The organism is Bacillus sp. S14(2024), from assembly GCF_050473785.1.
Taxonomy (GTDB): domain Bacteria; phylum Bacillota; class Bacilli; order Bacillales; family Bacillaceae_G; genus Bacillus_A; species Bacillus_A yunxiaonensis.
In genome coordinates this window covers 4265989-4279441 of sequence record NZ_JBFLUP010000006.1, presented here as the reverse complement: position 1 = coordinate 4279441, position 13453 = coordinate 4265989, and the positions used below count along the sequence as shown (strand labels likewise).

Annotated in this window: 13 protein-coding genes and 1 pseudogene; 6 read left to right on the top strand and 8 right to left on the bottom strand. The window is 36.3% G+C overall.

Going from position 1 to position 13453, the window contains the following annotated elements; translation table 11 throughout:
• Positions 1-34: 34 nt before the first annotated feature.
• Positions 35-1444, bottom strand: a pseudogene (gene pyk / locus AB1279_RS21680) (pyruvate kinase); the annotation flags it as partial.
• Positions 1445-2039: 595 nt separating this feature from the next.
• On the opposite strand from pyk, the gene pflB reads away from it, so the two are divergent.
• The 3 genes from pflB to AB1279_RS21665 all read left to right on the top strand — a co-directional run bounded on the left by pflB (position 2040) and on the right by AB1279_RS21665 (position 6663).
• Entirely contained in the window at positions 2040-4289 is a 2250-nt protein-coding gene (gene pflB, locus AB1279_RS21675; protein ID WP_429760888.1) for a formate C-acetyltransferase, read from the top strand.
• Between the two features lie 66 nt (positions 4290-4355).
• Positions 4356-5087: a pyruvate formate-lyase-activating protein gene (gene pflA / locus AB1279_RS21670; protein ID WP_429760887.1), complete on the top strand. Its 732-nt coding sequence runs from the start codon at positions 4356-4358 to the stop codon at positions 5085-5087.
• A 412-nt stretch (positions 5088-5499) separates the two neighbouring features.
• Entirely contained in the window at positions 5500-6663 is a 1164-nt protein-coding gene (locus AB1279_RS21665) for a diglucosyl diacylglycerol synthase (protein WP_429752460.1), read from the top strand.
• Positions 6664-7203: 540 nt separating this feature from the next.
• Here AB1279_RS21665 and AB1279_RS21660 read toward each other — a convergent pair.
• The 4 genes from AB1279_RS21660 to AB1279_RS21645 all read right to left on the bottom strand — a co-directional run bounded on the left by AB1279_RS21660 (position 7204) and on the right by AB1279_RS21645 (position 10285).
• A complete protein-coding gene (locus tag AB1279_RS21660) occupies positions 7204-7326 on the bottom strand; it encodes a YfhE family protein (RefSeq protein ID WP_429752458.1) in 123 nt (40 codons plus the stop codon).
• 67 nt (positions 7327-7393) lie between these two features.
• Complete coding sequence (locus AB1279_RS21655; RefSeq protein WP_429752456.1) at positions 7394-7951, bottom strand: GNAT family N-acetyltransferase; 558 nt, start codon at positions 7949-7951, stop codon at positions 7394-7396.
• 251 nt (positions 7952-8202) lie between these two features.
• Positions 8203-9327 carry an amidohydrolase gene (locus tag AB1279_RS21650; protein WP_429760886.1) on the bottom strand — a complete coding sequence of 375 codons (1125 nt, stop codon included), beginning with the start codon at positions 9325-9327 and terminating at the stop codon, positions 8203-8205.
• A gap of 55 nt (positions 9328-9382) precedes the next feature.
• A complete protein-coding gene (locus AB1279_RS21645; RefSeq protein ID WP_429760885.1) occupies positions 9383-10285 on the bottom strand; it encodes a TIGR01777 family oxidoreductase in 903 nt (300 codons plus the stop codon).
• Between the two features lie 80 nt (positions 10286-10365).
• On the opposite strand from AB1279_RS21645, the gene recX reads away from it, so the two are divergent.
• Positions 10366-11178 carry a recombination regulator RecX gene (recX, locus tag AB1279_RS21640; protein WP_429760883.1) on the top strand — a complete coding sequence of 271 codons (813 nt, stop codon included), beginning with the start codon at positions 10366-10368 and terminating at the stop codon, positions 11176-11178.
• 8 nt (positions 11179-11186) lie between these two features.
• Entirely contained in the window at positions 11187-11507 is a 321-nt protein-coding gene (locus tag AB1279_RS21635) for a YfhH family protein (RefSeq protein ID WP_336483761.1), read from the top strand.
• 62 nt (positions 11508-11569) lie between these two features.
• On the opposite strand, the gene AB1279_RS21630 is transcribed toward AB1279_RS21635, so the two are convergent.
• Positions 11570-11722 (bottom strand): YpzG family protein, encoded by a 153-nt coding sequence (locus tag AB1279_RS21630; RefSeq protein WP_336483760.1) that lies wholly within the window; start codon positions 11720-11722, stop codon positions 11570-11572.
• 38 nt (positions 11723-11760) lie between these two features.
• Positions 11761-11919, bottom strand: a complete 159-nt coding sequence (locus AB1279_RS21625) for a small, acid-soluble spore protein K (RefSeq protein ID WP_242220646.1) — start codon at positions 11917-11919, stop codon at positions 11761-11763.
• Between the two features lie 114 nt (positions 11920-12033).
• Between AB1279_RS21625 and AB1279_RS21620 the strand changes: the two genes are divergently transcribed.
• Positions 12034-12300 (top strand): YfhJ family protein, encoded by a 267-nt coding sequence (locus AB1279_RS21620; protein WP_336483759.1) that lies wholly within the window; start codon positions 12034-12036, stop codon positions 12298-12300.
• 26 nt (positions 12301-12326) lie between these two features.
• Here the strand turns inward: AB1279_RS21620 and AB1279_RS21615 are convergent, their stop codons facing one another.
• Entirely contained in the window at positions 12327-13307 is a 981-nt protein-coding gene (locus AB1279_RS21615; protein WP_429760882.1) for a metal-dependent hydrolase, read from the bottom strand.
• Positions 13308-13453 lie beyond the last annotated feature (146 nt).

The following is a 13453-nucleotide window of genomic DNA, read 5'->3' as shown; positions in this document are numbered from 1 at the left end:
GATGCGTAGTACATCTGCCTTTTTTACTTTATTTTACAACTTCAATTTTCATCAGATTTGTCGTTCCGCGTTCGTTAACAGGGACACCCGCTGTTACAATGACAATATCTTGCGTAGAGACAAGTTGTTGTTCTTTAGCGTTACATAATGCTTGTTCGATTACTTCATCTGTCGTTTGTTTTGATGCAGTGAAAAATGGATGTACGCCCCATACGAGTGCGAGTTGCTGCATAACAGATTGTTCAGATGTTGTTGCGATAATAGGAGTGTGCGGGCGATATTTTGAAATCATTTGCGCTGTATAACCACTTTTGGTTGGTGTTAAAATCGCTTTTGCTTGTAAGGAATAAGCTGCTTGGACAGCAGCAGCACTGATTGTTTCTGTTATTTGTTTATGGTTATCATGAAGCAATTGCTTTTGATTTTGGAATAAAGAAGACTCCTCTACTTGCAGAGCGATTTTATTCATCATTTGTACGGCTTCTATTGGGTAGTCACCGGCAGCTGTTTCTCCTGAGAGCATAATCGCATCTGTGCCATCAAAGATTGCATTTGCTACGTCTGAAGCTTCTGCTCTTGTTGGTCTTGGATTTCTTTGCATAGAATCCAGCATTTGCGTTGCCGTAATGACTGGTTTTCCGAGCAGATTACAGGTATGAATTAATTCTTTTTGAATAATTGGTACATATTCTGCTGGAATTTCAATGCCCATGTCACCCCGGGCAACCATAATTCCATCCACAACTTCTACAATTTCTTTTATATTATCAATTCCCTCTTGATTTTCAATTTTTGCGATGATGCGAATATGTGAGGCACTATGCTTTGCTAATATGTCGCGTACTTCTAAAATATCAGCAGCTTTACGTACAAAGGAGATTGCGATGTAATCAACACGTTGCTCTATTCCGAAAAGAATATCTTGTTTATCTTTTTCCGTAATACCAGGCAGGCGGATTTTTACATTTGGCACATTCACACCTTTATGATCTTTAATGATCCCGCCATGTATAACTTTTGTTTGTAACTCACCATTTGTCTTTTCTGTTACTTCTAGCTCTAATAATCCATCATCAAGTAATAGATGAGACCCTACTTCTACATCATCGTATAGACCTTCATATGTGACAGAAAACTGTTTAGATGTTCCGAGTACCTTTTTCATTGAAACGGTAACAGGCGTACCTTCAAGCAGTTCTGCTTGTCCGCCTTCAAATTCATCGATTCGAATTTTAGGCCCTTTAATATCCTGTAAGAGTGCAATGTTTTTTTTAGCTGCCGCTGCGGCTTTTCGTATCGTATTGATACGTGCTTCATGTTCTTCGTGTGTTCCATGAGAAAAATTTAACCGAGCCACATTCATTCCAGACTCTAGTAAAGAAAGTAATGTTTCGTATTGATCACTTGCAGGTCCAATTGTGCAAACGATTTTTGTTTTTCGCATATAAAATTCCTCCTTTTTTAAACCACATATTAACGGACAATAAATCCCCTACTGCTGGAAGTTTTCGCTATTCGTGGGCAGTAGACCTCTTCAGGGAAAACGAAGAAGATAGGCAGGGAAAAGGCCTGTAAAAGCCCGATTGGCGAGAGCTTTCCATTCGGTGGGGATAGAAGTTTCACTTTATGAGAAGTTTATCCCTACCGTGGAAGAAATATTATTTTCATCGTGGTTTGCAATGTATATAGCCATCTATACAAAAAAGGTGTGCCAAAACAGGCACACTTTTTTATTCTGTTTCAAAAAAACTATAACAGAATAGGGAGGGAGAGTATTACAGATTGAAGTGAATACGACTCTTATACTGCAGAAAAGGATTCCTTCATTAAGAATACCAAAAAAAATGAAATGATTAAAAGAGGCTAATTAAATCAAGATTTAATTAGTGTTTTCACTATGTCCATAGTAGTTTGTTCACTATTTCACAAACATGTCACAACTTTAACGTTCACTTTTTCAAAAAAGTAGTATTCTAAATACGTAAGCTGTTATATAAAAAATCTTAGTCCTGTACTAATCAAAAATGGAGGAGATTAGGATGACTGAAGTATTAGAAAATGTAAAAAATGCATGGGAAAACTTTAAAGGTGAAAAGTGGAAAACAGAGATTGATGTCCGCAACTTCATTTTAAATAATGTAAACGTATACGAAGGTGATGAAGCCTTCTTAGCTGGAGCAACAGAAGCGACGAAACAACTTTGGGATCAAGTAATGGATTTAACAACACAAGAACGTGACAATGGCGGAGTCCTTGACATGGATACGAAAATTGTTTCTTCTATTACATCACATGACCCAGGATATTTAAATAAAGATATTGAAAAAGTAGTTGGTTTCCAAACTGACAAGCCATTTAAGCGCTCATTACAACCATTCGGTGGTATTCGTATGGCAGAGCAAGCTTGTGAATCTTACGGATATGAAATGGACAAAGAATTAAGCCGTATTTTCAGAGACTGGCGTAAAACGCATAACCAAGGTGTATTCGATGCTTATACTCCAGAAATGAGAGCAGCTCGTAAATCAGGCGTTATTACAGGTCTTCCAGATGCATACGGACGTGGTCGTATTATCGGTGACTATCGCCGCGTAGCATTATACGGTGTAGATCGTTTAATTGAAGCGAAAAAAGAAGATTTGAATTTAACTGGCGGTGTAATGAGCGAAGATACAATGCGTTTACGCGAAGAATTATCTGAGCAAATTCGTGCCCTTCAAGAATTAAAACAAATGGCAGCTTCTCATGGCTTTGATATTTCTAAGCCAGCAACAAATGCACAAGAAGCGTTCCAATGGTTATATTTTGCTTATCTTGCAGCAATTAAAGAACAAAATGGTGCAGCAATGAGCCTTGGCCGTACATCTACTTTCTTAGATATCTTTATTGAAAGAGACTTAGAAAACGGTACATTAACAGAAGAAGAAGCACAAGAAATTGTGGATCACTTCATTATGAAATTACGTCTTGTGAAATTTGCAAGAACACCTGATTATAATGAATTATTCTCTGGTGATCCAACTTGGGTAACAGAATCTATCGGTGGTATTTCACTTGATGGTCGTCCATTAGTAACGAAAAACTCATTCCGTTTCTTGCATACATTAGACAACTTAGGACCAGCTCCAGAACCAAACTTAACAGTTCTTTGGTCTAAACAATTACCACAGAACTTTAAAAACTACTGTGCGAAAATGTCTATTAAAACATCTGCAATTCAATATGAAAATGATGACATTATGCGCCCAGAGTATGGCGATGATTACGGTATTGCTTGTTGTGTGTCTGCGATGAGAATTGGTAAGCAAATGCAGTTCTTCGGAGCTCGTGCAAACTTAGCTAAGACACTATTATATGCAATTAATGGCGGTAAAGATGAAAAATCAAAAGAACAAATTGGACCTGAATTTGCACCTATCACTTCTGAAGTATTAGATTACGAAGAAGTAATGCGTAAATTTGATATGACAATGGAATGGCTAGCAGGTTTATATTTAAACACATTAAATGTTATCCATTATATGCATGATAAATATAGCTATGAACGCATTGAAATGGCACTTCATGATACAGAGATTCTTCGTACAATGGCAACAGGTATTGCTGGATTATCTGTAGTAGCTGACTCTTTAAGTGCAATTAAATATGCGAAAGTAAAACCAATCCGTGATGAAAATGGTATCGCAGTTGATTTTGAAATTGAAGGAGACTTCCCTAAATACGGTAACAATGATGATCGCGTTGATGAAATTGCAGTAAGTCTTGTGAAAACATTTATGAACAAGCTTCGTAAACATAAAACATACCGTAATTCTGTTCATACAATGTCAATCTTAACAATTACATCTAACGTTGTATACGGTAAGAAAACTGGTAATACTCCAGATGGTCGTCGTACTGGAGAACCATTTGCACCAGGGGCAAACCCAATGCACGGTCGTGATACAAAAGGAGCGCTAGCATCATTATTATCTGTTGCGAAATTACCATATGAAGATGCAAGAGATGGTATTTCTAATACATTCTCAATTATTCCAAAAGCACTTGGTAAAGAAGATGATGTACAAGTTCGCAACTTAGTATCTATGCTTGATGGATATGCAGTAAAAGAAGGGCATCACTTAAATATTAACGTATTTAACCGTGAAACATTAATGGATGCAATGGAACATCCTGAAAAATATCCACAATTAACAATTCGCGTATCTGGTTATGCGGTTAACTTCATTAAATTAACTCGTGAACAACAAATTGACGTTATTAACCGTACAATGCACGAAAGCATGTAAGTAAAAAGTTTCCCTCTGTTTTTCATAAAGACAGAGGGGAGCTGTTTTAATAGAGGAGGAAGTAACATGGTAAAAGGAAGAATTCATTCTGTTGAGTCTTGTGGTACTGTTGACGGTCCAGGAATTCGTTATGTCATATTTACGCAAGGGTGTTTACTACGTTGTCAATATTGTCATAATGCGGATACGTGGGAGATTGGTAAAGGGAAAGAAATAACAGTTGAAGAAGTGATGCAGGATGTTACATGTTACCTTCCTTTTATTGAAGCTTCTGGCGGTGGTATTACAGTAAGCGGCGGTGAGCCGCTATTGCAATTAGACTTTTTGATTGAGCTGTTTAAGAGATGTAAAGAGGTCGGCATTCATACGACAATTGATTCTTCAGGAGGGTGCTATTCTGAAGATGAAGAATTCCAAAGAAAATTAGACATTTTGATGGAATATACTGATTTGGTATTACTTGACTTAAAACATATTGATTCAAAAAAACATCGTAAATTAACAGGAAAACCGAACGAACATATTTTACAATTTGCTCGTTATTTATCAGATAAAAAGAAATCAATTTGGGTGCGCCATGTACTTGTACCTGGAATTACTGATGGTACAGAGGACTTAGAAAATTTGGCAGCCTTTATTCAAAGTCTTGATAATGTACAAAAGGTAGAAGTCTTACCGTATCATAAGTTAGGTGTTTATAAATGGGAGGCGTTAGGGCACAAATATCCTCTTGAAGGAGTCGAGCCTCCAACGGAAGAAAGCATTCAAAAAGCAAAGAATATTTTAGCGGCAGTCTAATCCAATTGTGGATTAGACTTTTTGCTTTCCATTGATTAATAGTAGAGCAAACATAAGGAAAGGAGTATACTATGATTACACAATGTCTATTTTTGTAAAGAAACGATATGGATAAATTTACAAAAATGTAAAGGGAAAACGAAACAATAGAAAGAATTAAGAAATAATGTAAGGCGTATCATGGAGTATAGATAAAAGTCAAGTTATTGCGAAAGCAGTTATAGGAAAGTATAATGTTAAGATATGAGCAGATGGGATTAAGGGGTCAATAACATATGCTTTGCATATCCACGACAGGTACAGATCCAACGAAAAATCGTTGGAATTCAAACATGCAAAATTATAAGGGAATTGTTTTTTATATTGTGACAGATACAATATGAAAGACCGAAAAAGCTAGGAGTGGATTTGTTTGATAAAAAACCCCAAGGTTTTAATATTAACAGCACATTACGGTAACGGTCATGTACAAGTGGCAAAAACATTAGAACAAACATTTCGTCAAAGAGGATTTGAGGATGTAATCGTATGCGACCTTTTTAGTGAATCGCACCCTGTCATAACAGACATTACAAAATATTTATATTTAAAAAGTTATACAATTGGGAAAGAGCTGTACCGCTTATTTTATTATGGTGTTGAGAAAATTTACGATAAAAAAATTGCATCATGGTATGCCAATTTTGGTCGAAAACGCTTAAAAGCGATATTGCATGCTGAAAAACCCGATATTGTTATTAATACATTTCCAATCATTGCAGTGCCAGAGCTGAAAAAGCAAACAGGTATTTCTATTCCTGTTTATAATGTAGTTACTGATTTTTGCTTGCATAAAATATGGATTCATCGAGAAGTAGATCGTTATTTTGTTGCAACAGATCATGTGAAGGACATTATGATACAGGTAGGAGTACCTGCTGAACAAATTGTAGCAACAGGGATTCCGATTCGTAAAAATTTTGAAGCAGTCATCAATGTAGAAACATTGTATGACAAGTATGATTTGTCACGGGACAAGAAGATTTTGCTTATTGTAGCAGGAGCGCATGGAGTGTTAGGAAGTGTAAAAGGGTTATGTCAGTCCTTTATGTCAGTTCCTGATCTGCAGGTAGCCGTAGTTTGTGGGAAAAATAAAGTATTGCAAGAGGACTTGCTGCAATTACAAGAAAGCAATCCAGATGCATTAAAAGTATTCGGTTATATAGAGAATATTGATGAGCTGTTCCGTATTACCTCTTGTATGATTACAAAGCCAGGGGGAATTACATTAAGTGAAGCAGCAGCTTTGCAAGTACCTGTCGTTTTATATAAACCAGTACCAGGGCAAGAAAATGAAAATGCGAATTACTTTGAAAAACAAGGTGCAGCAGTTGTTATTCGTGAAGATAATGAAATTTTTGGGAAAACGAAAGAATTATTGCAAGATGATATGAAGTTATTGCAAATGAAAGAAGCGATGAAACGCATTTATCGTCCGGAACCAGCGTTTCATATTGTAGATTCTATTTTAGAAGAAAATCATGTGCGAGTACATTCACCAGTACATCCACCGGCCCTTGTACAGTCTTTTACTTAATATAAGAACCTCTTTTCTATCTGAGTAGAAGGAGGTTTTTTTATTGTTTTACTCAAATGGACAGCCATTATAGAAATAACAAGATGATGAAACGTCTTTAATAATTTATCCCGCAAGTAAGACCGCCACCTCAAGATTGAGAGAGAAGCGTTGGCCAGCTCTAACGGCTAGAATCTCCAGTCGTTTCGCTCTCTCGGACGCCTCTCTGCCTTTGGCGCTGGCGTCCTGCGATTCTGAGCGAGCCGCTTCCGCTTTTCTACAGAAGATAGGGTGGGGATAAAAAAGCCTCTCCACTGATGGAAGTTTCACTTTATCCACAAAAGAATCCGCTTACAATATACAGTAAACTTCAAATATTAATAAAATTATCCACAATATCCACAATTTTTAGTAAATATATCCACAAAACAAACAAGGTAACTGTGGTTAAAGTTCCCTTTTATAGAAAAGATATTAGAATTTATACACAATTCTATCGATCTTGTGGATAAAGTTTTCCACAAAAAAAGCTACCTCCTATGAATAAGAGGTAGCTGTATGTTAATAAATTCCTTTTGGCTTATACCCAGCTGCACGATCTGCTCTTTTAAATTCACGTTGATAGAGAACTTCTTGTGTGCTAGATAATGTATTTCTTGATTTTTCACGTCTTTTCTTATCCATTACAGTTCACCTCGTGTCATAAAGTCATTACCTATCGTTACCAATGACAGAGGGAGATATACATAGATTATGCTTCTTTTAAATGATGAGCGTCTTGGAATGTTGCTTCGCGCATTGTGTGTAGTGTGTATTGATCTTTTGGAATTTCATATAAGTTATATACTTCATCATTCGCGTTAATTTGATCATATACACATTTTCTTGTTTCATTTGCTAGATTCACGTATGGCAATTTTTCGGCAGCTTTAATAGAGCGAGTATTTAATTTGCGAATTCGCATAAAAATAGTCTCAATATCTAATTCATAGAAAAGTTCACTAAAGAAAGCATCTTTTGCTGGTTTATTATAACCTTTTCCGTGGTACGGTTTGCCAAGCCAAGTGCCAAGAAAACCTGCTTTTTCTTGCACATCAAATAAAGTTATTGTTCCAATAGGGTTTCCCCATTCATCAACAATTGTGCGTGAAATTAGTTCTCCGCGCTCTTCAGCTTCAATTGTTTGTTTTGTTAAAAATAAAAATTCGTCATAAGAAGATGCCTTCTGACGCACAAAGGGGAAGACATCAGGGTGAATCATCAAATCATATAGAACGTGGCTGTCATGTAGGTCACGTTTTTTTAACATACTATCTCCTCCTAAAAAGAGGGCAGCATGACGACAAAAAAACACCCCACCCTCGAAATTTTTATATAAAACTTAAAAAAATTTCGGGGTGGGAATCGAACCCACTAGAACCAGTCTATAATGCTGGTGGCGCACCATTTGCCTTCCCCATTCATCAATTTGAAATTACTCAACACGACACAAATTGATCATGGTTTCATTCAGTTTATAATCGTATAATACTTCATCTAGTCAAAAAAATAAACTAGTTTTTATGATTTTTTTGTATGGATAATTTTTCCGTCTATCATCGTTAACACAGGCTTGGCTAAATAGTGAAAAGGATGATGAGTCCATAGGACAAGATCGGCGTCTTTTCTAGGCTCGATACTACCAATTTTCTTTTCTAAACGTAAGTTGCGAGCAGGGATAATTGTAATTCCTTCTAGAGCTTTGTGCTCATCTAATCCTTCCCTTACAGCGATAGCTGCGCAAACATTTAAATACTGAATTGGTGTATAGGGGTGATCTGTCGTAATAGAAACTTCAATTCCATGATTCGATAAAACATGATACGTTTGCCAAGATTTGTTTTTTAATTCAATTTTTGAACGACGTGTTAATGTTGGACCGACAGATACTTTTAAATCGTGGTTTGCTAATTTATCAGCAACAAGATGACCTTCTGTACAGTGTTCAATACGTAAATCAAGATTAAATTCCTTAGCAAAGCGAAGAGCAGATAGAATATCATCTGCGCGGTGGGCGTGGGCACGTATAGGAATTTCACGGCGGAGCGCTTGTAATATAGGAACCATTCGAAAGTCCGCATCATTTCCATAATGCTTTGCTTCATAAAAAGCTTCGCGCAGCATCCCCATAATTCCCATGCGGGTAATGGATTCTTTGTTTCCATTACTATGCATTCCTTTTGGGTTTTCTCCAAATGCAATTTTCAGACCTGCGGGCTCTTGAATGACCATATGATCAATACTGTTTCCCGCTGTTTTTATGACGCATGTTGTTCCGCCAATTACATTTTGACTTCCAGGCATAACATGTACGGTTGTAATACCGCTTTGTACAGCATCTTGAAAACCCATATCAAGAGGATGAATGCCATCTAAAGAGCGAATATGAGGAGTTAGCATTTCAGCTGTTTCATTTGCATCATTTCCAGCCCATCCAGTTCCTTCATCATATAGGCCAAGATGTGTATGCACATCGATAAAGCCTGGAAGAAGATGAAGACCACGTGCATCAATAACGGTCATATCTTCGCTAGATTCAATAAATCGTTCTAATGCTGTAATCTTGTTATTTTCTACTAATACATCGCCTTGCAATTTAGGAGATGTAATAGGATAAACAGTGGCTTGCTTAAATAATATTTTCATAATAACCTCTTTATTCTGCATACGAGTTTTTTCTCTTGAGAAAGTTTAGAAATTATTAGTGCGATACAATGTTTTGAAGCGCGTGTTCTAAAGTATCATAAGAATGTGTATATCCATGTTGTATTGCTTTTTGAGGTAATACATTTTGTCCTTGTAAAATAAGGGTGCTCATTTCACCGAGAAGGGTTTTGAGTGCAAATGCAGGTACCGGTAACCAATGTGGTCTATGCATCACTTTTGCGATGGTTCTTCCGAATTCTTCCATCGTTACTGGGTGAGGGGCTGTAATATTTAATGCACCGTTCACTTCTTTTGTATGAATAGCAAAATCAATCATTCGAACAACATCTTCAAGATGAACCCAAGAAAGCAATTGGTTTCCTGATCCAATTGTTCCTCCAATAAACAATTGATAGGGAAGTAGCATTTTCGGTAGTGCCCCTCCATCTTTTCCGAGAACAACACCAAAACGTGTATAGACAGTGCGAATACCAAGTGCTGCGGCTTTGCTTGCTTCTTCTTCCCATAGCTTTACTGTAGTAGCTAAAAAATCATTACCTGATTTTCGGCAGTCTTCTGTAAATATTTCTGTCTCTGATGTACCATAATAGCCGATTGCACTTGCATTTATAAATGTATGCGGAGATTGGGGCAGCGTTTGTAGTTGCTTAATTAATCCTTTTGTCGTTTGTAAGCGACTATTGATGATTTTTTCTTTTTGTTTTTTAGTCCAACGTCCATTGTTTATAGATTCCCCGGCAAGATTAATAACAACATCAATGGAAGGAAGGGGGAATTTTGAATCGGCAGCATCCCATTTTATATATTGGATAGTTGAAGGTGAATGATTTTCTCTCAGTTGACGCGTCAAAATGTATACGGTATGTCCGTTGCTTGCTAAATATAAAGTGAGTGCTTTTCCAATAAAACCTGTTCCTCCAGAAATAGCAATTTCCAAGAGAAATCCCTCCTTATTATGTATATTCAAGAAATTTAAATTTGTTGCATATATGTTAAAATGATGTTGAGGTGAATTTTATGGCTGTCATTACAAAAATAGAAGTACAAAAGCGAACAAAAGAAAGGTTTAATATTTATGTTGATAAAGGTCATGGAGAAGAATATGGTTTCAGTGTAGATCAAGTGACCTTAATTAAACACGGACTTCAAAAAGGTTTAGAATTTGATGATGTTGAATTAGCAAATATTTTATATGATGAAGAAGTACAAAAAGCATATTTATACGCCATTACTTATTTATCGCATCAAATGAGAACGAAACAAGAGGTAGAAGACCAATTACGGAAAAAAGAAATTGGACAAGCCATCATCTCTGAAGTTATTTCAAAACTATTGCATGATCGTTATATTAATGATAAGGAGTATGCAATTGCATATGTACGTACTCATAGCAATGTGAGCCAAAAAGGACCGATTGTTATTAGACGTGAACTGCTAAGTAAGGGTATTTCGGATATAATTATTACTCATAGTTTACAGGAGTATCCACAAGAAAAACAAATTGAAAATGGTCTTGGACTTATAGAAAAAAAGAAAAAGTCTTATCAAAAACATTCTTTTCTGCAAATGAAACAAAAATTAGAAGAGACGCTAGTACGCAAAGGGTATGGGCGTGATATCATTCAAATTTGTTTAGAAGAACTACAGGATGAAAAGGATGATAAAAAGCAAGAAGAAGCCCTTATATATCATGGTAATAAATATCATGAAAAATACAAGAAATATGATAGCTGGACGTATGAAAATAAGATGAAGCAAGCGCTATATCGAAAGGGTTTTTCAATTGATGAAATAGAAGTGCTTATTCAAATGAAACGTGAAGAGGGATGAGGGAAAATATGAGAAATATGCCAAAGCGCTATAGCGAGATGACACCACATGAGTTAAGAGAAGAAATTGGCATTTTAAAAGAACAGGCAGTAAAGGCAGAGCAACTTGGTATTGTAAATGAATTTGATGTATTAATGAGAAAAATAGCAATGGCTCGTGCTTATATGACAGACATAAATACATTTGAGATTGGTGAAACATATGAACTTATAGAAGAGCCAGGGGTATCTTTTACCATAACGTATTTTAATGGAGTATTTGCTTGGGGTCACAAACAAAATGAAACAGAGGAAATTGGTATTCCTATTTCGCTATTGCAACAGAAATAAAAACCAGAGAGCCTTGGCTGCTCTGGTTTTCACTTTTCATAGTTGTTAAAGGAGATGGACGGCTAATATTGGCGTTTTCTCATCTCATTTGCCAAAATAATGAGAGATTGAGTTTGCTGCGTTTGTCCATTCACTTGTGCTTTTGCATGTTTTGGACGGGCCCATGTAGGGTTAAATAATTCGGAACGATGGTCTAAATGATCACGGTAGCTCATCTTATCACCTCGTATAAGAAGTTATCGATAGATATTTATTATGCTTCGTCTTGATTAGCGGCATGCATTCGCTCTTGCGGATGCGTATTAATAGTGCCGTTAGGTCGTTTTGACGCAAAACGAGCTTTTGCTTTTGGTGAACCGTCTAACTTATTGTTATTTCTAGCTTCAGACCAAATTTCAGATTGTTTACCCAAGAGGAACTCCCCCTCGCTACAAATTGATACAAAAAGTATCACTTATAGAATGTGCAATGTGAGAGAAAATATTCTATAACGTAAAATGGATAAATTGACTAAAGGAGACATAAAATGAACGATATTTTTGAAAAGTTAACGAAAGAACTTCTTGAAAAAAATGCTACCCTTTCTTATTCTCAGGCGCGTACTTGGGTTGAGTTGTTATGGGAAGATTTTGGAGCGACATATGCAAAAACAGGAACGTATCAAGGGATTGAAATGACAGAGAAAGTTGTACGAGCATGGATTAATAACCAAGGGGCGCGTTTGCATGAAATTCAAACGAATAATCCAAAGTATAGTCATTTAATTAACAAAGACAATCATTTAAAACATTAAAAAAACGACCAATTGCGGTCGTTTTTTTAATGGGGAAGTAATTCTAATTTTTTTCGTAGTTTTTCTTCACTGAAAATCCATCCTGTGTATGAACTCATAATCTCAAGCTCTTTATTAAGCTGAACGATTGCAACAAATGGATAATAACCTTTGCTCCGATAGCGCAAATCAATAAATCGAACTTCATAATGATCGTTGTATTCAAAAATGTCCCAGCGATAGACAGGAGAAAATGATAAGAACGCTGAAATATTTTCATCTTTTTGAGCGGCGCGAATGACATCATTATTAGGTAATGGAATGCGCTCGAATTTATCATGAACCATAATATGACCGCGATGCCAATGAGCAACAAAGTAATGATCTTTTGTCACAATAGCTAGGCGGTAATGATAAAAGCGGTATGACGGTGAAATAATGACTTGTTCAACATCACGGAATCGTTTATTTACGACACTTTTTACATTTTGGCGCATCATAATTCGGCCAATATAATAAACGGTCATTAATATATAAGCAGCAGCTGCCGTATAACCTTTATTTGCACCGACAAGCATACATGCAATCGCTAATGTATGAATGAAGAAAATCACTGCATCAAATGTATTAATGACGCCTAATGCCACCCATCTCTTAGTAAAGGGCCGCAGTGCTTGTGTACCGTATGCATTAAAAATATCAACAAAAACATGAATGAAAACAGCAATAAATGACCATAGAAGAAGATGAAGATAAGGAGTTCCTTGAAATATTGCAAAGGTAATCCCACTAATCAGAAATGACCAAAGAATAACAGCCGGGATAGAGTGAGTAATTCCACGGTGATTTCGAATGTATTTCGCATTGTTTCGTAATTTTAAGACAGTATCAATATCAGGAATATTCGAACCAACAATTGTTGCAAACATCACAGCTTGTGGTCCTAAGTCACTTTGGCTGAGCGCTGGATCTAGTGTGGCTAAGCTTCCTAATGTAACGCCCATGACAAGATGAGTGGCTGTGTCCATGAAAACCACCTCCGTTTTTTATTAATGTAACTCTTTTTATTTTATATCACAAGGCATTTACCTTTTATTTCTTATATCATCTTAGTTAAATTTTCTCCTAAATTCTTTATAATAGTACGTATATGTAAAAAATGAGGGGGATCAAG